Source organism: Acinetobacter sp. C32I, assembly GCF_023702715.1.
Taxonomy (GTDB): Bacteria; Pseudomonadota; Gammaproteobacteria; order Pseudomonadales; family Moraxellaceae; genus Acinetobacter.
The window spans coordinates 676840-701654 of sequence record NZ_CP098480.1 but is presented as its reverse complement, the minus strand read 5'-3'; the positions used below and the strand labels follow the sequence as shown (position 1 = coordinate 701654).

The window sequence follows — 24815 nt, the reverse complement described above, 5'->3', positions numbered from 1 at the left end:
ATTATTTTTTCTCAAATAAAACCTTTGGCATTCCGGCATTATATTCTACCGATTTAACTTTAAAACCTAAATCATTCATTGCCTTACCTAAAGGCGTGTTGTTAACAGCATCAATTAAATTTTTTGACTTATTGTAAGCAGCTTCAAATGCGGATTTATTATCCATAGCTAATTCTGCTTTCGCAATTTTGATATTAGAATAGCCTATATTTTCAATTGATTGAGAAAGCATTTCTTTTCCAGTACCATGACCTTGCTGCATTGCCTTCATTTTTTCAATATAGAATTCACCAGTCTTTGAGTTGAAAGAAGAATATAAAAATGATGCCTCAAATTTACCATCTTTAGGAATACCGTTAGCATCAAAACGTTGCTTTGTAGAAATATCAATGTTCTTAATTCCATTCCCTTTATTTTCAACTCCTACAGTATAATTTAACTTTGGTTTTACTGGTACAAAGGCATTAGTTGACTTAATCTCACAACAATTGGCATTATGAACCCACGTACCCAACTTACCAACATGATAGGTATGGAACCCATCAACTTCAATGTTATAAACAGTCTCAAGTCGATTTGGTATGAGAGTCTGGCTAACAACTGAAAGCTCTTCATTATTTCGATCAAGCAAGATCATACCTGATTGTAATAATGAAGCTTTTAACCAACCTAAGTTTTTGATCCAGAATGGGTGCTCAGCTGTGGTTTCAAGTGTTTCTTCTTGCCCATCTTTATCTTTAAGTGTGACTTGGAAAATTGCTTGATCTGCTGTAATTTTAGTCGCTATGACAGGACGATAACCATATTCCAGTGTGACATCATTTCTTGCCCAAACAAGTTCTCCACCTTCAAATTGTTCTACGGCTTTGAGACCTTGATCAGTTTCAATGAGTGTTCCTGCTGTAAAACATGCACCACCTGAACAAGCTTGTACTGCTTCATTCATCGCGACTTTCATTTTACTAACATCGCCATTTTTGCTTGCTATTTCATAAGCTTTTTTCGCTTTATAAAAATCTTTTGCAGCATCTCCAACTAATGGCACAAGTCCAACGGTTGCAAAGACATAATCACCTACCGTTTGTGCTTCCACATACCCCTTAATATCCCCAATAATAGGGATAAAGTCTAAGGTTAGACTTCCAGCTTGTTTAATCAATGCTGCTGTTTCATTTCGTAGATGCTGCCCACATGCTGCGGACCCTGCTGCCAATCCTGCTGATGCACATGCAGATTCATACAATTGTCTTGAATTTGCTTTAGCATCTCTTCGATCTGCTGGGGAGTCAATATTATTCTCCACTGCATTCTGAGCAACCACACCAGAGATCTGCGCTTCAAATGCCGAATCTCCAACTGTTCCCCCAACCACTGCTCCAATGGCTGCAGTCAAATCTCGAATTTGTGTCTTCACATCTTCGGGTAACAGATTTGGTATAAATTCACCCTTCTCATTTTGATAAGCAGGATTATCCTTATACTGGTTTGCTAAATAGTCTGCTGCTGCTTCACTTGCAACCGCTGCACTGCCGCCTGCTGCTGGATTCCCCCCATTCACATAAGCAAGCGTTGCACCTAAAATCGCATGGCTGACCAGTTGAGCCGCTTTGTTCTTGTCTTCACCATGTCCAAACTGCTGCCCGATTCCCTGTGCAACATAAGGCGCAAGTGTATTCGCTACAACCTGCATATCCGTTTGTCCACCCAATGCACCTGTCACTGCCATCGTGACCGCATTCACCGCTCGACTCTTATTACCGCCCATGCCCCAATCTTGGGCTTGTTCAGATGCGGCTTTATAACCCTCAGAATTATTTTTAAGGATTTCCTGTCTTTCAGCTATATTTGTCGAGTTCTGGTATTTGTTCCATTCTTCTCCACCTTTGGCTTGTAGTTCAGCGATCGCCTTTTGTTCTGTTTGCTGTTTTTCAGCCTCTGCCTGTTTTTGCTGGTTTTGGTTATAAGTACGTGTTGCTGCCGCAATAGTCGAGGTCGCATCGGCTACTGTCTTTTGCTTGTCCAATATCTCTTGCAAGTTTGGCAGAGTCTCTACCGTACGGTGTGCAGTATTGGCATCATTATGGATACCCAACTCTGTCGTCGTGGTTTTTTTACCACCAATACTGATATTTCCTTCGCTTAATGTAGCTCGGGTTACACTGCTGTCCTTGTCCGACTCATGCTGAGGGAGACTTGGGCTAAAGCTGGTACTGTTACGCCAATTCTCATTATTGGTTGGATTCGCAGCGTTACCATCTTTCGCAGAGCTTGTTCCACCAGATAAACTGACACTTTTCGCATCATACTGACTTTGGTTTTTAATATCGCTAAAGGTCAGGCTGTTGGCAGTCAGGTTATTGTTGTCTTTACTTGCAGTCGAAACAATTGCACCACCTTTGAGATCAACTTGATCTGCTTTGACATGGTAACCACCATCTCCAGCAAATAAGCCTGATTGCTGGTTAACACTATTTGAAGAACCTTGTGCCTTACTGTTGTTATAGTTGCCAGATGCCTGCCATGCAGTACCTAAAGACGCCTGTACCCGAGCACCTGCTCCAGTTTGTTTAATGTCTTGCTCGATACGATCTTGCTGACTTTGGATACTTAGCTTTCCACCAACATCAGCATCAATTCGGTTTGCCGTTGCCTGCGCACCATTCAAAGTGGTATCACCCTTGCTCTTGATACTGACCTTATTGGCATCTAAGCTCGTCTGGCTATGAATGTTATTATCGCTATGATTACTGCCTTTGCCATAACCCGCTTCGCCATAAATATACACACCCGTTTGTGCGCCAACAGATGCACCAACACCCACACTGAGCCCTGCATTGCTGTTTTTACCCTCTGCCTTTTGCTGACTTTGTCCAGACTCAAGTAAAATATGCTGTGCGGAATCTAAATTAATCGTATCTTTGGCTTTAACCTGCGTATTTTGTAGATGAATATTGCCTTCGGTACTGGTGAGGTTGATATTGCCACCAGCATTCAAAAGATTTTGTTGTGAATTGGCATATTGGTTATTTTGTTCACTCTTACTGGTTTTAAAACCAATGCCTGTTTCAGCTTTGACAATGGCACCACCTTGTAAGTCACTATAGCTCTGGTAACCTTGGGCAACTGCTGCTGCACCCTGTAAAGCTTGGGTACGCTGATCCGCCTTACTATTGATTGCTTGATCACCAGCATTAATCACATCAAGGATGGGTGAACTGACGCGACTGAATTGTCCAACTTTCAAGTCTTTAGAAGATTGACTTGAGTGGCCAGTATTTTTATCTTCCAAGATCGCAATATCTTTGGCTTTAATATTGATATCTTTACCCGCAAGTACATCCGCCACTTGTTGGGTATATTTATTTCCAGCCTGAATATTGACATTGCCATCTAGGCTACCGACCTGACTGCGTTGCTGCTCAACAGCCTGACTCTGACTGTTATTTTGACTTTTCATGTAGCCATAGAACTTTTCTGTATCCGAGATTTGTGCATTCCCAATCCCTTTACTGCTCTGTGATTCTTGTTGGCTTTGACTATTCTGACTCGACTGAATATTAATATCTCGAGCTGCATTAATCGTGTTATCGCCTTGTGATACCACGGTACTGCCAATAATATTAATATCACCTTTTTCTGTTTGCAGGGTCGATTTCCCCCCTACAGAAACTTGTGTCCCCACGGATTGAACAATGTTTCCATTGCCCTTATTTTTATCCTTATATGTGCCTGCTGGAGCAGTCCATTCGCGATTATCAATACTAACACCGCTACGTTGACTATTTGCAGATTGAGTTTGCTGTTGTTGAGTTGTGCCTAAAAGAATATCGTCTCGTGCATGTAAAAGAGCATCACCTTCCGCTGAGATTTTTGCACCTTGGCTATTAATATCACCAGCTTTGGCAATAATATTTAAATTGCCTTTTGCAGCAACCTCAGTCACTACAGCCTGTGTGGATGAATAATTAGAAGATTGCTGTGTTCGCTGTTTACCACCAGATACAACAATAGGAGTTGCTGCTGCCATACCAGCTTTTCGTACAGCCTCACCTTGAGCCATTACTTGTCCAACAGCGCTGTTCGAGAATTGGTTATTCGCAGTACTTTCTTTATAACTTGATCTTGCTGCTTCAAGTGGTGAATAGGTCACACCAACCGAAATACCCGATTGCTTGGACTGGCTGGCACTTTTATTTTCAGTATGGGTAGATGCAGCATTAAGATTCACATTCTCGCCGACTAGATTAATGTCTTTTCCAGATTGAATGATTGCAGCTTCGGCTGTTAAATCTTTAGCAGCAATAATATTGGTATCACCTTTAATGCTTCCAATAACGCTTTGGGTTATACCTGTTGATTGATTGTTCTGCTGTGTATTTAGGCTGGATTTACCATAGCCAATGCTGGCAACTCCACCTGACAGGCTACCGCTCAATCCTGATTTTTTAGTCTGCGTATTATGTATATTCAAGTAGGAGTTATCTGCCCCCTTGATTTCAATATTTTCTTTGGCTTGAATTTGAGTCAACTCATCCGATACCACCTCACTGCCTTGAATCTTGATATTCTTGGCATCAAGAATGACTTGCTTTCCATCTACCGTACTTGCAACAGCTTCATTTGCAACATCTTTAATATAATTTTGTGTGGTCTTTTTCTTTAAGAAACCTTTCTTTTTGGTTTCATCAGCATGCTCATAACTGCTGCTCTTACGACCCTCTTTGATGGTTAAATCTTCACTGGCACTGACTAAAGTCTTGCCTTGCTCACTACTGAGCTGCGAACCTGTAATATCAATATTCTTCCCAGTGAGCGTCAAATCACCTTTCGATTGAATCTGATTGCCCACATCCTGCTTTTGCGTACCAAAATCAAAATTCTTTTTATTGGTATAGCTATTGGTAACACGTTCAGTTTGCAACGTGTCCAGTGAGACATCGCCCTGTGTTTGAATCACACTTGAACCATTACTATTAATGATATCAGCAGCTTTTAGGCTGGTATTTCCACCCACACGGATATTTAGTGTATTTTTCAACGCATCGCTATTCTGACCATTGCCAACATAAATACCCGCTTTACGATCAATCTTGGTAAAGCCAAACTCATTTTGACCTGATTTATTGCTGTTACTGCTCAGGGTACTACTATGATTAAAATTGCCACCAATCTCCATGCTCAGCGCATCTTTGGCAACAATCTGGCTGCCGATATTGTTCAGATCTTGTTTGGTACTGATCCCAATACGGTTCGCCTCTAAACGACCGTTCAGTTGATTGATGCTATTGGCATTGATCTTTAAGGCTTCACGGCCTGCAATGGTGGCACTGTTCAGCACGTCACCTTGCATATCCAACTGCACTTGCTCTGCGGCAATTAAAGTTCCGTCACCTTTTAAATCACCCACCTGAGATTTGACATAGACCTGCGGAACCAACGCTTTAGTCGTGCTGCCATCTGGCAAAAGAATGGTTTTTTCTTCCAGCCAGACAATATCACTGGTCAGCTGCGCGATCTGGGCTGAGGTCAGGGCAATACCCGGTGTGAGATTAAACTGCTTGGCAAAAGTCAGTCCATTGTTCATCAAGGCTTTGTATTGCTCTTCATCATTGCCATAGCCTGACAAGAAACGGCGACCCGTCAATTGTGCAATCTGATCTTGTACCAGACGCTGCTCATAATAACCATCGCCCAGACGTTTTTGTTGTTTCGCAGGGTCAAGGCCAAGTGCATTCAACATATGGTCTGATGATAGCCATTTTTTGTAATTGCTAAAGGCTGGGTCAGTTTCTACCAAAAAGCCTGCCTGACTGTCTTTGGTTTGGATAAATAATGCATTACTCGGCAAGCGAATGCTTTTCTGCTGAACCGTACGGACTTCATAGCCTGTTGAAGTCTCGGTCTGCCCTAGGGTCTGTTGCGATGCATCCAGTTGTTTCGCGGCATCAACATTGTTCGAACCGTTCTGGTTGTCCTGATTGACAGGCTGGCCAGATTTAGCATCAATCTGCTTTTGTTCAGTTTGCTGCTGTTGCAGTTCAACTTTCCCAGCTTGCTGCGAAGCCTGAATATCTGCCTCAGCTTGTGTTGGCTCTACTGCTTTGATTTGGTGGGTCGGCGTACCAATGACCTGATCCCCACCATAGAGACCACTCAGTACAAAAGGTTCTGTTTCATCGGCAGGATTAAATCCGATTTGGGTCTTTCTACCCGAATCATAGAACCATCTTATTGGATTCTTAAACTTCGTGGTTTTATTGGCCGTGTATGCTTTATTCTCAATACTTGTGCCTTGAACCGTTAAGGTTTTGGCCGCCAAAATCTGACTCTGATCATTCAGCACATGCTCCGCATTGATCAACATATTGCCGCCACTGATAATCTGCCCTGGGGTGCTGCTGATCACTTCTGGCACATAGGTTTCTTTATCGTATTCAAAGATGTTATAGGTTCTTAAACGACGACCATCTTTGAGTAACATCCATAAAAAGTTACCTTGTTTCTGGAATTCAACAATATCCTCTGAAACATCAATCCCCGGCTGGCGGTTATCCTCATAACCACGAACCTTGACCGATGACTCTAAAATCGCAGCATCCTTCACCTCAAAGTTTTCATTGATGTTCTCTATGCGTTTGGCGTCAAGCTGCATATCCCCTTGAGATTCGATGGTTGCACTACGGTTATTGATCAGGTCGGCTGTGCCCTGTGCCTGATAATTGTCATCCAGTGAGCCGCCTATTTTGAGCTGTCCCATACTCAGAATCCAAGCATTGTCTTTGGAAACAGCATTGACCGCACCACCAGCCTGATTATTCAGTGTGCCAATCCCGAGGTGCATATCACCACGTGAAGCAATCACCGCGCCTACACCGTCAAGGTTGCTTTTGTTATCGAGCGTTTGTGCCTGTATCGCGACATGGTCACCATAAATCCGTGCCCCATCATTATGAAGCTGCTCTGCTTGAATATGCGTCAGTCCACCATTGATCAATCCTTGGTTATGGACTTTATTCTGCGCGATGAGATGCAGTTCGGCGCTGTTAATGCTTGCATCTTTTTGATTCAGGATATTCTGCGCATTCAGATGTAGTTGCTTGCCTGCACTGATTTCAGACTGGTTAATAATGTCTTTTTCGCTACTGAGTTTCAAAGTGCCATTGGCTTTCAGCTCGCTGTCTTTATGCTGGGTGTAGTTTTGCTTCAAACTGATCTCGGCATCACCCAGACTGATGATTTTACCTTGGTTAATCAGCTCATTGGCCTGAATGTTGAGTTGTTGCTGCGCCAATAACTCACCCGCAGTATTATCAAGATTCAGGCTTTGTTCAGCTTGGCCGATATTGAGTTGACCAAGACTGGAAATACTGCCTTGCTGATTATTTAACTGGCTTTGAATGCTTAAATTTGCCTGCTCGCTGGCACGGATGGCACCTGCTTGGTTATCCAGTTCTTGGGCATTTAACTGAATATTTTTCGCATCCAGACCACCAATCACATCTTTGACATTGTTATCGCGGTTATCAATACGTTGTGCCTGTATCGCTAGCTGATCACCCGCCACAATATGGCTTGCGCTACCACTGTTATTGACCTGATCCACCTTGATTTGCACATTTTTCAGTGCCTGTATCTGACCTTGGTTATTCAACACCCCAGCCGAATTTTTCTGTTCAATCAGCAAATCGGTCTGACTACTCACTTGCCCAGCCTGATTTTCGAACTGTTGCGCCTGTATGGTGGTCTTGCCCGCAGACGCAATTAAACCACGTTGGTTCTGTAACTGCTGAATATTGTTGAGCTGTAATGTACCCTGACTGAGAATTCCACCTTTGTCGCCTGAATCCTGATTGATCAAATCATGATTTTGCGTATCAATTTGCAGAGTACTTTCTGCTTGAATCAAACCCGCCTTGTTATTCAATGCCCCAGTTTGCAAATCGACGTGTTTCGACAGAATACGCCCGCTGGCATTTTCTAAATTTTGTTGTTGGGTATCGACACGCAATTGTTCTTGTGCCAGCATTTGCCCAGCTTGGTTATCCAAGCCTTGCGCCACCACATTTAGCGTTTTCGCAGCTGAGATTTCACCACTGTTATTCTGTACGCGTCCTTGTGCTTGAAGCTGAGTATCGCCTTGTTCGGCACGGATAATGCCAGACTGGTTATTCAGTGCACCGCTACGAATATCCAGCTGATTTTTTGCCGCCAGAATCCCTTGCTGATTATTCAGTTCGGCCTGTGTCAGTATCGTCATGTCAGTTGCGGCATAGATCGTGCCAGACTGGTTATCTACACGGCCTGCCGTCAGGTTGATCTTGTTTTTACTCTGAATCAGACCTTTTTGATTACCAAGCTGTTGCGCTTTGAGATCGATCGTATCTGCCGCGTAAATCTCGCCAGCTTGGTTTTGTAGCTGTTGCTGAACCGTTAAATTTAATGCGCCTTGTTCTGCACGAATCCGCCCCGAGCTGTTGTCCAGTGCTTGCGCCTTGATTTCGGCTTGCTTGGCAATGATTAGACCCGATTGGTTATTGACTTGTCCCGTAGCATTTAAGCCCAACTGATCTTTGCTATACAGTGTGCCTTGTTCATTATTGAGATCGGTCACACTCAAAGCCACTGACCCGTTACTTAGCACTTTACCAGATTGATTATTCAAGCTGTCTGCCTTGATGCTACTGTTACCAGCTGCACTGATCTCGCCTTCACGGTTATTGAGTTCTTTGTTCACCGTGATCTGTAAACGGCCATCTTCGGCGCTTTGTAGCATTTGCCCTTTTTGGTGGCTCAAACTGTCGGCACGCAATTCAATAGTTTTGGCAGAGGTGGTTGCACGGTCAAGATTGGCCGAACCGAATTCAAGTTGCATATTGCCATTGCTTTGGATCTTGCCATCCTGCGCGTGCAGGTCTTGTGCCGTGATCTTGAGTTGCTGATCTCCTGCATGCAGGATCGCACCTGCAACCGAACTCAGATTTTGGGTTTTAATTGTCGTGTTTGCTGCATTGCTGATGATTTGTCCAGCATCGTTATCTATCCGTTCAGCAACATCCAGTACCAAATCGTTCTTGCCCGTATGCTGAATCAGGCCTTTATTGTTGTTGAGTTTTGAGGTGTTGAGCTGAATGTCGGCTGCACTGTATTGACCGTCCTGATTATCAATCCTGTCGGTTGCCTTTAAGCTGAGTTGCTGTTCAGCAAGTAACTTCGCCTGACGGGTGGTTAACTCACTCGTATCAACCTTGATAGTCTTGGCTTGAACTTCACTACCACTCAGGTCGGCACGGCGACTCGCATTGAGACTCACTTGGGTACCCGCCAAAAGCTTGCCTGCGATCTGCGCCTGCTCTGCGCTAATCTCCAGCGTCGCAGCATCATTATTCAGCTTGCCATCTGGGCTTAAGCCTGCTGCCCAAACACTGTCTGCATTGCTCTGGATCTGCTCGGCTTGAACTTTGACCTGATTTTGCGCCGCAAGCTGGCCATGTTGTTGTAATTGGCTGACCTTCAGTTGCGCCGAGTCACCCGCATAGATTTGTCCTGTATTTTGCAATTGCTGGCTTTGAATCTTCAGGTTTTTGGCGGCAATGATATTGCCTGCCGTATCCTTACGACTGCCGTTGTCAATCTGTGAGGCGTTGAGGTTTAAATCTTTTTGACTTTGAAGCGTGCCACTTTGATTATTGATCTGTTGAGATTCAATAGTTAACTGTTGCCCTAAAATTTGACCTGCGCTGTTATCAAGTTGATCCGCTTTGATCGCAACATCGTGCTTGGTCGAGGCAATTACACCTTTCTGGTTATTCAGTTGCTCCGATTGCAGCTCGACATTGTTCACTGCCAGTAATTTACCCTCTTGGTTATTGATCGTCTTGCTATCAATCTTCAGTGCCTGTTCACTTTGAATACTGCCCGCTTGGTTATTTAACTGTTGTGAACGAATCTCTAGTGCTTGAACTGCATTTAACTGGCCTTTCTGATTATTGACATTGCTGGCTTGAATATCAATCTGGTTGGCAGAGAGCTTACCCCCTTGGTTCTCAAATACCTGCCCCGTAAATTTCAACTCAGGCAGTTGTAACTCACCGCCAGTATTATTGATCTTGTCCGTAACCTTCAAAGCCGTGTCATTATTATTGCTGATTTTACCGCTTTGGTTATTCAGTTGATTTTCGACCAGAATGACGCCATCAGCGAATGTCTTTGGAACGATGTCTTTAGGTTGAATGACTTCAACTGTACTGGCATCCTGCGCGCTACTGTTCTGTCCCGGATTTTTAACAGTTGGTGGAGCTGTATTGCCGTTTTCTGAACCATTATTGCCATTTGAACTGTCTTGTAGCGCACGACCGATATGTCCTTGCTGGTTGTCCAGCGTCTTGGCCGTGATGTTGAGTTTTGATCCGCCGACTTGTTCAATTTGGCCTTTTTCATTGCTAAGTGTTTTGGCCCTTAGCTCCAAACGTCCCGCATTGATCACACCTTGGTTATTATTGATATTGCCTTGGGCATCTAGCTTGACTTCATCCAGACTGGCGATCAGACCCGCATTTTTAATATTTGTGGCCTGTAGCTGAATCTGATTTTGAGTACTACTAATATTGCCTGTATTTTCAATATTCTGTGCCTTAAGTTCAATCTGATCTTTGGCCGCAACAAGATTACCTTGGTTAATCAGATCCCCATTAGCATTGAGCTTTAGTGTCGATTCGGTACTGCTGATCGAACCTGCATTGCGTACTCCCAGACCACGCTCAGTCCCCACCAAGAAAATCTTGCCTGCATACATGCCGCCCAATTTTCCGACATCCAGTGCAAAGCCTGATGGATTGCTTGCTGAACCATTTGCATTTGGGTTTGGCGTATATTGTGGCGTGGTTGGGTCTTTGACTTGAATCTCATTTTGACCTAATACCACATTGAGTTCTTTGGCATATAGACCTGCATTGACTTTCAATGCCTGCGCATAGACATCGGTAAATGGAGTGAGACTACCATTTAAACCTTTACCTTCGATGGTGACTTGTCCCTCACGAACACGGAAGGATTCAAGATAGCCTTGATTCATCACTGCTTGACCCGTCGTCAAGCTAAAGCGATCAGCATTGATCACGCCGCAGCCATCACAGACCAAACCTGACGGATTGGCAATCACCACCTGTGCCGACTTGCCTGCAACCTCAAGGTAGCCCCTAAGCTGGCTTGGGTTACTACTGTTGACCTCATTGAGAATAACTTTAGCTTCACCTCTAGCAAGATTGGCATTACCTTGCACCCAACCGCCAATCTGAGTTTGCGTGTTATTACGTGCATTATTCAGGATTGCGCCTTCCTGCCCCACATCAAATTGCGTATAGGTATTACGCGATACACCACCAGCACTTGGGGTCTGAATGTTGACCTGTACCGTACCATTAGCAGAATTGAGAATTTGCGGTTGTTGATTATTGGGTGCTGAACGGTCTGCAATAATTTGGGTATTGGCAATACTGCTTAATGGCATAATATAGACCACTGCGCCCAGCATACTAATCACGGCGAAATTCAGAGGATTCAGTTTTTTATAAGAATGGACTGATGGCGTCGCAGGCGCATCAGGTGCTACAGCACCACTTTGACCTGCTGTTTTGGTTCGGCTTTTTACAATTTCTGCAACCGCTATAAACAGACCACGTGCCTGACTAAAAATAACGCGATATCGATTCTTATTCATACCTAAATACCCAATCTTTATTTATTTAATTCATTAAAAAAACATCAAAAAGTGTGGACTAGTACATCCAGTTCACACTGAAACCTGTCGTAAAATCATCGGTTTTAAAATATTCTGGTTTTTTCAACGGCGCACCGACAAAAGCGTCGTAACTCACGGACTTAAACACCTGTCCACGTAAGCCCACAACTGCACCTAACAAACTGGTGCCGACCAATGGGTTGGGTTGATACGCAGTGGTTCCACCCACTTCACCATAATCAATGCCGCTGTACCACTGCATTGGAAGTTTCGCAATTGAGCCGCTCAGTTCATTGCGAACCAAAAAGCCATTATCAGCCATCAGGGTTTGTTCACCATCAAAACCACGTACTGTGTAACGGTTACCAATCGAGAAGCGATCTTGTGGTGTCAGTGCTTTATTGCTGTGTTGCATACGCCACTCAGCCAGATATTGTAGGTTTTGTTGGCCGACTTGAAATGGCACTTGCAAACTGGCATTGGCCTGTAAAATACCGACACGGGTATATGCTTCGTTAAATTGTTCTTCTGGTGCACGCATCGCACTAAATGCACCCGTACCTCGTTTATAAGTGACATTACCTGTCAGCGTGGCATTGGCTAAATATTCACTATGATCTAAGCTAGCTTTCCAGCCTGCGGTTTTTCGACGCTGCACTTCCACTTCAACATCATTGATAAAGTTCTGCGACTCACGATACCAACCACCGACACTCGCAGAAGTCTTCCGTTTGGCATCTCGGTACAACACACGGGATAGATCAGCGCCAATTAACTTACTTTTACCGCTATAGTTATAACTTTGGTTCGCACCAGCGACTGTCTGGTTATAATTGGATTGGCTATAACTGGTGTTCAATAACCAGTATTGATAGGGAATGCTATAACTGAGGTAGAAGCCATCTGTACCTCGTTTACCAGAGTCACCGCCACCTAAGTCGTGATTATAACTGCCATAGAACAGGTCATTTGCGGTCAATAGATTATCTAAGGACAAGGTTGCCGTGCCTTGATATTTACCCGTTGAGTCCGATCCTGCATCATCAATACCCAAATGTAAACGATAGGGTTTGGATTGTTGCCAAGCGAGTTCTAAATCACTATAACCAGGTTCAGTACGCTGCTCTGAAGGCTTAATTTTAAAATCAGCTTCAACGGTTGGCACTCGTTTAAAATTTTCTAAACCCTGTTCAATATTACGTACATTGAGAATGTCGCCTGATTTCACCGGTAATGCATTAAATTTATGTGCACGTTTTGAAGTACCATCAACAAACTGAATTTGATCGACCTTACCTGCAACCACTTTAAGTTGAATTGTGCCCGAAGCAATATTTTGTTGTGGCAATAACATTCGCGTCGTAACATAGCCATGGCTGATCAAATCATTCTGGATCAAATCCAAAGCTTGATTGAGTCCCTGCACCCCGATACAGCGTCCAATCAAGTTATATTGACCCTGAGTTACTGGGCGCATAGCAAAAGTAAACTGACGAGCATCTTCGCCGATCAGTACAAATTTTTTGATTTCAAAACAAACTTCTTCACTGTGCGACTTCAAAAACTGAAGTTGTGGTTTGTGTTGTAATTGCTTTTCCAATCCAGTTTGAACGGATGGTTCAGGCTGTATTTGTTTCTGTAAAGCTTCATCGCGTTGTTGCTGGCGCTGTGTAGCATCGGGCTGTAAGACTACACCCGTTGGTGGTTCAGCAGCATAAATTGATGTTCCAAGTAAACTTAACATAATGAATATTTGGTTTTTTTTCATTTTTTTAGATTCACATTAAACAAATAGTAAAAAATTTTAGTTGGATTATTACCAATTGGTTAAGCGCTGTAAATAAAAAAATGATATTTATCTCTTTTTTTATCATTTGAGTGATCAATTTAACAATAAGTACTTGTTAGAAAGTTCTACTTCGTTTTGCTGAAATGCTAGCTTGATTAAATATTGAGACTCATTCAAAAATTATCTTTTCATTAAATACTTACACTCCTTTATTCAAAAATAATTTTTACTTCTAGAACCCCAGACCTCCCCAATAGCATCAAAATTTCAAATACAAAACAGCATGAGCCATCTTTCAGGTTCACGTTAATTTCGACGCTTGACTTCAGTTAGATTAAATTATATACATTAATAATGATACGTTTCGTATCATTATACAAAACTACAAGAACAGGTGTATAAAATGGTAGGACTAATTGGAATAGTCTTGTCCTTAATATTGTTGATGTATTTAGCATATAAAGGATTTAGCGTAATCGTACTTGCGCCCTTACTGGCATTATTTGCTGTCGCATGGAGCGGCCTCAGCGACCAACTACTTGGCTTTTATTCCCAAGTGTTTATGACAGGTTTAGGCGGTTATATCATCAAATACTTCCCTCTATTTTTACTAGGTGCAGTATTTGGAAAATTAATGGAAGATTCTGGCTCTGCACAAACCATTGCCAATTTCTTTGTGGAAAAGCTTGGTCATCATAGAGCTATGCTTTCGATCGTGCTGTCTTGTGCAATTTTAACCTATGGAGGCGTTTCACTTTTTGTTGTCGGTTTTGCAGTTTTTCCGATTGCCTCGGCATTATTTAAAGAACTCGGCATTCCTAAACGCCTGATCCCCGCAGCGATTATGCTAGGTGCACTCACCTTTACCATGACCGCATTACCAGGCACACCCGCAATTCAGAATGCAATCCCAATGCCTTTTTTTGATACTGATCTCTATGCTGCACCTGGACTCGGTGTTTTAGCATCCATCTTTATCTTGATCACAGGTATGTGGTGGCTCAATCGGCGAGTTAAAAAAGCGGATTTAAGCCTCGAAGGATATGGCAACCATCTCGAAAGTCATCATGAACAAAATCTAACGAGTGCCAAACCAAGTCTTATGGTCGCGTTTATTCCAATTTTCATAGTGATTGTGAGCAACTTAGTCCTCACTAAACTGATCTTACCTTCACTGGATACCGCCTATTTAGCAACGGATCAATTTGGGAATACCTCACTTAATTCAGTGATTGGATTATGGGCAATCATATGCGCCTTGGTTTTGGCTTGTTTAAGTATCATTGTTCTCAACTGGAAGTCTATTGTTGATATCAAAAACTCAATCCAACAAGGTGTTTCCTCATCCTTTCTACCTATTTTTAATACTGCCTCAGAAGTCGGCTATGGTTCAGTCATTGCATCTTTGGCAGGCTTTATTATTTTACGAGACTTTCTTGTCGGCATTGCCCCCAACAACCCACTTATCTCAGAAGCAATCGTGATCAATGTATTAGCAGGTATCACGGGTTCTGCTTCGGGTGGTTTGAGTATTGCGCTGAATACAATGGGAGAAACCTATAAGGATTTGGCCTTTCAACATGGCATTTCATTGGAACTGATGCATCGAGTTGCCTCTATGGCTTCTGGTGCACTGGATTCACTTCCTCACAATGGTGCAGTGATTACCATTATTACCTTGTGTGGTTTAACCCATAAACAATCTTATTACGACATGTTCATTGTCGCCGTCATCATTCCACTGATCGCGCTGAGTGGTGTGATCACACTGGGATCAATATTCGGTTCATTTTAAAAACAATCAATTTTGACGTTAATACGGAGAATTAAAAATGTCATTTTCAACACACCTTCCAAGGATTATGGAAATTGGAAAAAATGCGAGAGCTAAGCTTCCGATGATTCTAGAAAGCTTAGGTGCAAACAAGCCACTGATTATTACCGATAAAATGATGGTTTCACTTGGGTATATCAAGCAAATTCAAGACCTGCTCAAAGCAGCACATATAGACAGTGACTATTTTGATGGAACCATTCCAGAGCCGACCTCTAGCTCCATCGAAGCAGGTGTAAAATATATTCAGGCGCAGCAGTATGATGCCATTATTGCGATTGGTGGTGGCAGCCCAATTGATAGTGCTAAAGCGATTAGTATCTTAAGCAAACATGGCGGAGACATCTCTGATTATAAATTCCCTAGACAAGTCAATGAGCTAGGTCTGCCCATCATTGCCATTCCAACCACAGCAGGAACAGGCTCCGAATGCACGCGTTTTACCATTATTACCAATGATAAAACTAGTGAGAAAATGCTGTGTGCTGGGCTCGGTTTTCTACCAATCGCGGCGATTATCGACTACGAACTCACCCTATCTCTGCCTCCACGTACCACCGCAGATACAGGTATTGATGCACTTACCCATGCCATCGAAGCTTATGTCAGCAAGAAAGCCAGCCCATATAGCGATGCACAAGCGCTTGCAGCGATGAAACTGATTGGTCCAAATTTGCAGATCGTCTATCACCAACCCAACAATGAACGAGCACGTGAAAAAATGATGCTTGGCTCTACTTTGGCAGGTATCGCTTTTTCAAACGCCTCTGTTGCACTGGTACATGGTATGAGCCGACCCATTGGTGCTTTCTTTCATGTTCCGCATGGCTTATCTAATGCAATGCTGCTTCCTCTTATCACAGAGTTTTCTATTCAGGCAGCACCAGAACGCTATGCCGATTGTGCCAAGGCAATAGGTTGTGCACATCCAGATGATACAACTGAGCTCGCCAATCAAAAACTCATAAAAACCTTAATCGCGATTAATCAAGATTTGAAAGTCCCCACATTGGCTGAGTTCGGTGTAGACAAACAATATTTTGATGAAGTTGTTCAGACCATGGCCGAGCAAGCACTTGCCTCAGGTTCACCATCCAATAACCCTATTGTGCCGACGATTGAGCAAATGGTCAGCTTGTATCAACAACTTTGGTCAGCATAAACGCTTTCATTTTTTATAACAGAGGAAAAATTCACATGGAACTCATTGGACATTTTATTCAGGGTGCAATCAATACAGCACATACACGCACGCAAGCCATCTATAACCCGTCATTAGGCATACAAACAAAAGAAGTCGCACTTGCCTGCAAAGCAACCGTGGAGGAAGCAATTGCAGCGGCAGAAGCGGCTTTCCCAGAATGGCGCAATACCCCAGTGATCAAACGGGCTCGCGTCATGTTTAAATTTAAGGAATTGCTGGAAAACAATGCTGAAAAAATCTGCCAGCTGATTGGTGAAGAGCATGGCAAAATCGGACATGATGCCGCAGGCGAATTACAACGTGGCATCGAAAATGTTGAGTATGCTTGTAGTGCCCCTGAATTTTTAAAAGGTGAATTCAGTAAGAATGTCGGTCCTGCAATCGACTCATGGAGTGAGTTTCAACCTTTAGGGGTTGTTGCAGGGATAACCCCGTTTAACTTTCCGGTTATGGTCCCACTGTGGATGTTCCCAATGGCCATTGTGTGCGGAAATACTTTCGTGCTTAAACCTTCCGAACGTGATCCATCCTCCACTTTATTTATCGCTCAACTGCTCAAAGAGGCAGGACTTCCTGATGGCGTATTAAATGTGGTGAATGGAGATAAAGAAGCAGTTGATACTCTGTTGCACGATCCTCGTGTGCAAGCAGTTAGTTTTGTCGGTTCTACACCCATTGCAGAATATATCTATCAAACAGCAACTGCGGCAGGTAAACGTTGTCAGGCTTTAGGGGGCGCAAAAAACCATGCCATTGTCATGCCCGATGCAGATTTAGATAATGTTGTTAGTTCCTTATTAGGTGCTGCATTTGGTTCATCTGGCGAACGCTGCATGGCCCTTTCAGTCGCAGTCGCTGTAGGTGATGACATTGCCGATCAAATGATTGCAAAATTATCCAAAGAAATCGATTTGCTCAAATATGGCCCATACTCCAATAAAGACAATGATTTTGGTCCAGTGATTACGGCGCAACATAAAGCCAAAGTAGTCAACTATATTGATAGTGCAGAACAACAAGGCGCCAGTGTAATTGTCGATGGACGCAATGCAGCACCCGAAGGCTATGAAAATGGTTTTTATGTCGGTGCCACACTCATTGATCAAGTAACACCAAATATGACCAGCTATAAAGAAGAGATCTTTGGTCCCGTACTGCAAGTCATCCGTGTAAAAACCATGCAAGAAGCCATGGACCTGATCGATAGTCATGAATATGGAAACGGCACCTGTATTTATACCCGTGATGGAGAAGCCGCACGCTATTTTAGCGATAACATTAAAGTGGGAATGGTCGGCATCAATATCCCGCTTCCAGTGCCTGTCGCTTATCATAGTTTTGGCGGTTGGAAGCGTTCACTGTTTGGTGATTTACATGCCTACGGGCCAGATGGCGCCCGTTTCTATACGCGTCGTAAAACCATTACTCAACGCTGGCCAAGTACCAATGTTCGTGAAGGTGCTCAATTTTCAATGCCGACACTCAACTAATTTTTACTCACTAGAAAAGAGTGAGCTGAATGCTCACTCTTTTCTACACATCAATCAATTTATTTAAATCATTTGCCGCCTGACGTAATAAAGGCTCATATGACACGAGATCTTCAAGAGACTTTCTTATTGTGGGTGCATGTACATAAAGACAGGCCACAATGGTACCAGCTCTTTGAATCGGGACTGAACAAGCCACCATCCCCGAAATAAACTCTTCATTATCAGTGCCAAGTTTATTCAAAAAAATTTGCTCCAGATTTTCTTCAAGTAATACTGGATTGGTAATGGTATTTTTAGTGAGTTGCACAATCGGGAGATGTTCTAATATATTTTTCCTGCGATTTGCAGGCTGAAAACTTAAAAATAATTTTCCGCTCGATGTACACCACAAAGGTACGGTCGCACCAACGGGTAAATACACTTGTAGCGGCCAATTCGCCTGCACTCTGTCGGTATAGAGCATTTGATTATCACTGAGTATCGCAATACCACAAGTTTCATTAATCTGATCAGATAGTTTTTGCAGGATTGCCAAGCGTTCCATCTTTCGAGGTTCCTGCTCCCAAGCATTCATCAGCAGCGTATAGGTGCGATCACCTAAAATATAACCCCCATACATATCCGTCTTTACAAACTTTTCTTGTTCTAAGGTTTGCAATAAACGATGGATACTTGGCTTTGGGATATCCAACTCCACTGAAAGATCTAAAGGTGATGGTGGATGTTTTGCAGTTGAAATTGCCTCAATAATGTCTAAAACCCGAGTAATGGATGAACCTTTTTTATTCATTTTTAAGTCCCAAAACCTGCATCTCGCCAATTTCTTTTCGAATACAGCGCATCTATATTTATGAAAATTACCAATATTCAAGATAGTAATCGTGTTAGGAACCTGGATTCAAGTCATTCTTCCGCTGTAAACAGGAAAGTTACTTTTCCAATAAGCAAACTTATAAGAGAATAATTCTCATATCTAACAATTCATTACTTGAGCTTATGTGAGCTTCTTGGCATCGTTTGTCAGTTGCTTCATTATGGGAATCTCCTGCCGATGGCTAGTCCAGCGCAAGCTATAAGACATAAATTACTTAACACTTTCTTTTCAAGACATTCTGTTTGGTTTCTTTGTATTTTTACTGCTTTAACCATTACTTGGTTTAAATTTACCTATACCCCACATACCATTTATTATTTTATATCCGATACGCTTTTAAACGGTCTTTGGTTAGTCACTGGATTGCTCAGCATTGTTGGTTTACGCGACTTACTGCAAAAGAAACATGCAATTTTGAGAAACTATCCAATTTTGGGACATTTTCGTTTTCTGTTTGAAGATGTTCGCCCTGAAATTCGTCAATATTTCATTGAATCGGATCAAGATGCCCTGCCTTTTTCACGTATGCAACGCAGCCTTGTTTATCAACGTGCAAAAAATGAAAATGCGGATAAGCCCTTTGGTTCAATCATTGATGTCTATGATCCAAACTATCGCTTCATTGTACATTCCATTGCCCCTTGCCCACCTGCGGACCCAGAATCTTTCCGTGTGCTGATTGGTAATGCGCAATGTAGCCAGCCGTATAGCGCATCGATCATGAATATCTCAGCAATGAGCTTTGGTAGCCTCAGTGCCAACGCAATCCGTGCATTGAACAAAGGTGCACATTTAGGCAACTTTTACCACGATACTGGTGAAGGCAGCCTAAGTCCCTACCATTTAGAGCATGGTGGCGATATTGTCTGGCAAATTGCCAGTGGCTATTTTGGTTGCCGTACCGCTGAAGGCTTATTTGATCCAGACAAGTTTGCACAGCAAGCCAAAAATCCGAATATTAAAATGATTGAGGTCAAGCTATCACAAGGTGCGAAACCAGGTCACGGCGGTATTTTACCCAAGCATAAAATCACTGAAGAAATTGCTCGTATTCGTGGTATTTCCAGAGACCATGACTGTGTTTCCCCTTCTAAACACCCAAGTTTTAACACCCCGGTTGAAATGATGCATTTCATTCAGAAGCTTAGAGAGCTTTCAGGTGGCAAACCAGTTGGCTTTAAATTGTGTATTGGTCAACCTTGGCAATTTATGAGCATTGTCAAAGCCATGCTCGAAACCAAAATTGTGCCTGACTTTGTGGTGGTTGATGGTTCAGAAGGCGGAACTGGCGCAGCACCAATCGAATTTAGCGACTATATTGGTACGCCACTCAGAGAAGGTTTACGCTTTGTGCACAATACACTGGTGGGTGCAGGACTTCGTGATCAAATCAAAATTGGTGCCAGCGGTAAAATGATCAGCGCCTTTGATATTGCCAGCACCTTTGCCTTAGGTGCGGATTGGGTCAATTCCGCACGTGGCTTTATGTTTGCGGTAGGTTGTATCCAAGCACAAAGCTGCCATACCAACCAATGCCCTGTTGGTATTGCAACACAGGATAAAGATCGTCAGAAAGCGATTGATGTTCCAAGTAAAGCTGAACGTGTGTTTAACTTCCATAAAAACACCCTGCACGCCTTATCTGAAATGATAGCAGCAGCGGGTTTACATCACCCATCCGACATTAAAGCGCATCATTTGGCACAGCGTATGAATGACCGTGAAATCAAAAACTATGCACAGATCCACTTCTTCTTAAAAGAAAATGAATTGCTGCATAGCGATTTAAATGATGACGAGAATTTCTACTATCGTATGTGGAAAATGGCGGATGCCAATCAATTTTAATATAAACGTTTAAGCCAATAAAAATCACCACTAGTAATAGTGGTGATTTGGTTTTGCATGTAAGAAAGCAGGAATTAAGCCTGTCAGCGCAGCACGAATATCAGCACGTTCATTAATTAATTGGTGTGAGCCTTCTTCCAGCATCAATAAAGTCTGCAATCTAAACTTACGGCGAATATATTCAATGTTATAACGCCAATCTACGGTTTGATCTAAAGCACCCTGTGCGAGCCACACAGGAATACGACATGCTGGTCGCTGTTCCATTTCCAGCATCCATTTTGACATCGCCAAAATCCAGTCCATGCCCATCATTCGAGGTTGCAAAGGATCCTTTAAACGGACAAAGCGTAAAAATTCAGGATTATGATTATTACGACGGAAATGTCGTGGTACTTGGCTTTTGATTCGACGGATAATGCCCAGACCAACCGAGTTATGCCACCATGCCGTTTTCGCAGGCCGAATCAATGGCGACAACAATAATACCCGATCGACAATAGGATCTTCTCGGCGTTCTGCATATTCAAGTAAGTGATGCATCCAAATTGCACCACCCGTACTTTGCCCAATCCCTAACCACGGCTTCGGTAATTGTTTCGCACCACGAACCGCATCGTAAACCGCGTGTAAAACTTGCTGATAGTGATCAAAATTCTGAATACTGGCAGGTGAACCATTGCTTAAGCCATGTCCAGGCAAATCGTAAGTAACAACACTAAAGCCCTGCTCCAGAATTTCTTTGATAATCGGTTGATAAATACCGCTATGTTCCAAATAGCCGTGCAGCAAACATACCGTACCCTGTAATTTCTGTTGATTAGGCTGAAACACTTGGACATGTACACGGAACAGTGGCATTTCTACATAGCCCTGCCAATGTTCACCATCCAATAAATGTAAACCATATAACTTACGATACGCCTGTAATGGCTTTGAGATCTCTGTGGCACGAGATAAATCCAAAGGCTCAAGCACCTGAGGTGTGGTCTCACGATTTGGTACAGGTAAATCCAGTTGTTTTAAAATTGTCGGATTTAAAAATGGAATATCGGACATTAGGGTATCTCTCGACAATCACTTGAGCCAAATAACATATCACGAATCGTAGCCAGCATTTCATAGTTGGCACGGCGGCTATGATCATAGTTTTGTTCACTTGGACGCCATTGCGTTAAGGTCGTTGGCATTGGCGCCATGACAGGCACTGTCTCAATACCATTTAAAGCAAACAAACGTCGTGTCCGTGGCATGTGGTACTCATCGGTAATCAAAATGACGGTTGGCGCGCCACCTTTCTTTTGTAGTAATAGAGAACTAAATCGAGAGTTTTCACAAGTATTCATACTGCGATTTTCTAACAATTTAGCATCCACGCCACGCTCTTTTAACCATGCCTGCATATAAGGTGCTTCGACACCACTCAGTACGATTGGTAAAGCATATTTCTTTTCGACTTGTAAGGTTTTTTCCAAGCGTAAGCGTGTGTAATTATTCACCACAATATCTTTACCATTGGCACCAAGAGTTAGGCCACCACCCAATACGACAATTGCATTCGGCTGTGAAGCACTTTGTGGCTCAACCAAGTTCTCTTTATTATTTTTCAATTCAATCAGGTCTTTATTGGTCTGATCTTTATCTTCTTCCTTCACAGGTAAAGCAATTGGATAGGTTTCTAAAAAGGCAATATATTTACCCATCAATGCCTGATTATCAGGTGTATTCCACTGTAAGAAATCTAATGGTGTATTCATCACAACAGCTGAGCTTGCTTGATCCTGCTCAGCTTGTTGTTCACTCATCAATGGAATATTGGGTTGCTTTTTTTCATCTTGGCTTTCTTTTTCCTGCTCTTCAGCAATCAGCTCTTGTAACAACTTATAACGTGCTTGTATTAATCTTAAATCTTCAGATTGCTCAGATTGAAAGCTCCTCTCCATGAGTTTCAAATAAGCCTGACGAGCAATCCATAGGTTCGAACCAGGCTCTAAGGTTTCGTGCTCACTTAACGCTGCAGGGCGCTGACTCTGCGCTGCAACCTCATTGACATCAACAGGAACAAAGCGGTTCAAACCTTTCACCACCAGCTGTGAATAAAAAGGCGAATATAAAAAAAGCACAAAGCAACCCAGTAGCACGAATAATATGGTAATTACTCGTACTAAACTGACCATCCAATGTACTTTCGTCATAGATTTCTTCATCCGAGATGAGCTTGAATCAACCCTTGTTCACTATATAACACAGGTTCAGGCTCTAACTGAATACTAAACTTTTGTTTTACATCACTTTGTACAGTTTGATAGGTATTTTGTACATCCGCCAGCGTCGCCTCCGCATAATTCACCAATACCAATGCCTGCTTATGAAACATCCCGACTGGTCCGAATTGCTTACCTTTCCAACCGGCTTGGTCAATCAACCAACCTGCTGCCACTTTAACATTGCTATTTGCTTGCGGATAATGCGGTATGTTTGGAAATTGTTGAGTAATCTTGTCGAATTCGGCTTGTGATAAAATGGGATTCTTAAAAAAGCTCCCGACATTTGGAAATTCTTTAGGATTCGGTAATTTACTTTGGCGAATCTGGATCACCTGATTTTGTAAATTCTCTGCAGTCAGCTCGTCACCAACCGCTTGCTTAAGATCGCCATAATTCAATTTCAACTCAGCTGTTTTCAGCAACTTAAACGTCACACTGACAATGATGTAACGATTGGGCTGATCTTTGAAAATACTATGGCGATAAGCAAAATGACAATCTTCTGCTGCAATTGAAGTAAAATGTTTTAATTCACGATCATAGACTTGCACAGATTCGATAAACTCACCGGCTTCAACACCATAAGCACCAATATTCTGTACAGGTGAAGCACCCACCAATCCCGGAATTAAGGCAAGATTTTGTAACCCAAACCATTGTTGTTGCGTGCTATACAAAACAAAGTCATGCCAGACTTGGCCTGCCCCCACTTTAACTATAACCGTACTCTCATCTTCAGCCAGAACATCAATTCCTTGGATATTCAAATGTAAAACCAAGGCTCGAACTTGCTGGGGCAATAGCACATTACTCCCACCCGAGAGTACCAAAACGTTTAAATGCTGATGTTCAGCAAATGCCAGTGCTTCAACAACATCATCAGGCTGGTTAATCTGGACATAATGTGAAGCAATAGCATTCAAATTTAATGTATTTAAGCTTTTAAGCTGAACCTGTGCTTGTACCTGCATATTAAATTAAATCCTATTACCCTACTTTCATTTGCTTTGTAAAAATATCGACCCATGCTTGGCTGCTGGATTCACACTGATCGAGTACTCGATCAAACCCATCTGCACCACCATAATAAGGATCAGGTACCGCTTGTTGGCTAAAATGAGGATCATGCTCACTCATTAACGCTAACTTGGCACGAATCTGACCCGCACCAAATTGTTGGGCGGCTTCAGACATCAGTGTTTGAATATCGTCAAAATTGTCATGATCCATCGCCAAGATCAGATCGAACTCAAGGAAGTCTTGTAAAACAATCTGTCGTGCACGTAAATTAGATAAATCATAACCACGTTTTACTGCATGTTTTTGACTGCGTGCATCTGGTGCTTTATTTGGATGATAATTACTTGTTCCGGCAGAATCGACCATCACATTTAAGCCATGCGCATCACAATAATGTCTAAGAATGGCCTCAGCAGTTGGCGAACGACAAATATTTCCCAAACAGACACATAACACCTTATATTGTGTTGCCATCAGAAAAACCTTCCAATATTTTGTTTTATAAGAAGATTAAAGTGTTGCATGCAAAATTCCTGCAAAATAAACGCGAAACGATTCAATGTCATTATGCCTGAATTGACCATTCTGACATCAATGTATTTTGTCAAAAATTGCATTGATTTGAAAGGAAATAGTGTTTATCTCTATTGAATTTTCTGTATGAATATGTACTTTTTTGAAATTAACAATGTCTACAGTCTATGTATCCATGCTATTTCTTAGGCTTATTTAACAAGAAGCAATGCATT

General features: G+C 42.6%; 11 protein-coding genes. 4 read left to right on the top strand and 7 right to left on the bottom strand.

Annotated elements, in window-relative coordinates; genetic code table 11:
- Position 1: 1 nt before the first annotated feature.
- Positions 2 to 11716, bottom strand: coding sequence for a two-partner secretion domain-containing protein (locus NDN13_RS03340; RefSeq protein ID WP_353050821.1), 11715 nt, complete (start codon positions 11714 to 11716; stop codon positions 2 to 4).
- A gap of 58 nt (positions 11717 to 11774) precedes the next feature.
- The gene (locus tag NDN13_RS03335) at positions 11775 to 13481 is read right to left on the bottom strand and encodes a ShlB/FhaC/HecB family hemolysin secretion/activation protein (RefSeq protein ID WP_251117164.1); all 1707 of its coding nucleotides are present in this window, start codon (positions 13479 to 13481) and stop codon (positions 11775 to 11777) included.
- 448 nt (positions 13482 to 13929) lie between these two features.
- Here NDN13_RS03335 and NDN13_RS03330 point away from each other — a divergent pair, with 448 nt between their 5' ends.
- The 3 genes from NDN13_RS03330 to NDN13_RS03320 are packed head-to-tail and all read left to right on the top strand — an operon-like array spanning position 13930 to position 18054.
- Positions 13930 to 15321, top strand: coding sequence for a GntP family permease (locus tag NDN13_RS03330; protein ID WP_251117163.1), 1392 nt, complete (start codon positions 13930 to 13932; stop codon positions 15319 to 15321).
- A 37-nt stretch (positions 15322 to 15358) separates the two neighbouring features.
- Positions 15359 to 16522 (top strand): iron-containing alcohol dehydrogenase, encoded by a 1164-nt coding sequence (locus tag NDN13_RS03325; protein ID WP_251117162.1) that lies wholly within the window; start codon positions 15359 to 15361, stop codon positions 16520 to 16522.
- A gap of 35 nt (positions 16523 to 16557) precedes the next feature.
- On the top strand, positions 16558 to 18054 hold the full coding sequence (locus NDN13_RS03320; RefSeq protein WP_251117161.1) for a CoA-acylating methylmalonate-semialdehyde dehydrogenase: 1497 nt from the start codon (positions 16558 to 16560) through the stop codon (positions 18052 to 18054).
- Between the two features lie 43 nt (positions 18055 to 18097).
- On the opposite strand, the gene NDN13_RS03315 is transcribed toward NDN13_RS03320, so the two are convergent.
- Positions 18098 to 18847 (bottom strand): IclR family transcriptional regulator, encoded by a 750-nt coding sequence (locus NDN13_RS03315; RefSeq protein WP_251117160.1) that lies wholly within the window; start codon positions 18845 to 18847, stop codon positions 18098 to 18100.
- 261 nt (positions 18848 to 19108) lie between these two features.
- Here NDN13_RS03315 and NDN13_RS03310 point away from each other — a divergent pair, with 261 nt between their 5' ends.
- A complete protein-coding gene (locus NDN13_RS03310) occupies positions 19109 to 20779 on the top strand; it encodes an FMN-binding glutamate synthase family protein (protein ID WP_251117159.1) in 1671 nt (556 codons plus the stop codon).
- A gap of 30 nt (positions 20780 to 20809) precedes the next feature.
- On the opposite strand, the gene NDN13_RS03305 is transcribed toward NDN13_RS03310, so the two are convergent.
- The 4 genes from NDN13_RS03305 to NDN13_RS03290 are packed head-to-tail and all read right to left on the bottom strand — an operon-like array spanning position 20810 to position 24540.
- Entirely contained in the window at positions 20810 to 21838 is a 1029-nt protein-coding gene (locus NDN13_RS03305; protein ID WP_251117158.1) for an alpha/beta hydrolase, read from the bottom strand.
- Positions 21838 to 22974 (bottom strand): YdcF family protein, encoded by a 1137-nt coding sequence (locus NDN13_RS03300; RefSeq protein ID WP_251117157.1) that lies wholly within the window; start codon positions 22972 to 22974, stop codon positions 21838 to 21840. The genes NDN13_RS03305 and NDN13_RS03300 overlap by 1 nt, the downstream gene beginning before the upstream one ends.
- 8 nt (positions 22975 to 22982) lie before the next feature.
- On the bottom strand, positions 22983 to 24017 hold the full coding sequence (gene murB, locus NDN13_RS03295) for a UDP-N-acetylmuramate dehydrogenase (protein ID WP_251117156.1): 1035 nt from the start codon (positions 24015 to 24017) through the stop codon (positions 22983 to 22985).
- 16 nt (positions 24018 to 24033) lie between these two features.
- Positions 24034 to 24540, bottom strand: coding sequence for a low molecular weight protein-tyrosine-phosphatase (locus tag NDN13_RS03290; protein ID WP_251117155.1), 507 nt, complete (start codon positions 24538 to 24540; stop codon positions 24034 to 24036).
- Positions 24541 to 24815: the final 275 nt, after the last annotated feature.

Coding starts and splice junctions, on each gene's coding strand:
- NDN13_RS03340 (WP_353050821.1), bottom strand. CDS start 11,716: ATGAATAAGAATCGATATCGCGTTATTTTTAGTCAGGCACGTGGTCTG.
- NDN13_RS03335 (WP_251117164.1), bottom strand. CDS start 13,481: ATGTTAAGTTTACTTGGAACATCAATTTATGCTGCTGAACCACCAACG.
- NDN13_RS03330 (WP_251117163.1), top strand. CDS start 13,930: ATGGTAGGACTAATTGGAATAGTCTTGTCCTTAATATTGTTGATGTAT.
- NDN13_RS03325 (WP_251117162.1), top strand. CDS start 15,359: ATGTCATTTTCAACACACCTTCCAAGGATTATGGAAATTGGAAAAAAT.
- NDN13_RS03320 (WP_251117161.1), top strand. CDS start 16,558: ATGGAACTCATTGGACATTTTATTCAGGGTGCAATCAATACAGCACAT.
- NDN13_RS03315 (WP_251117160.1), bottom strand. CDS start 18,847: ATGAATAAAAAAGGTTCATCCATTACTCGGGTTTTAGACATTATTGAG.
- NDN13_RS03310 (WP_251117159.1), top strand. CDS start 19,109: ATGGCTAGTCCAGCGCAAGCTATAAGACATAAATTACTTAACACTTTC.
- NDN13_RS03305 (WP_251117158.1), bottom strand. CDS start 21,838: ATGTCCGATATTCCATTTTTAAATCCGACAATTTTAAAACAACTGGAT.
- NDN13_RS03300 (WP_251117157.1), bottom strand. CDS start 22,974: ATGACGAAAGTACATTGGATGGTCAGTTTAGTACGAGTAATTACCATA.
- murB (WP_251117156.1), bottom strand. CDS start 24,017: ATGCAGGTACAAGCACAGGTTCAGCTTAAAAGCTTAAATACATTAAAT.
- NDN13_RS03290 (WP_251117155.1), bottom strand. CDS start 24,540: ATGGCAACACAATATAAGGTGTTATGTGTCTGTTTGGGAAATATTTGT.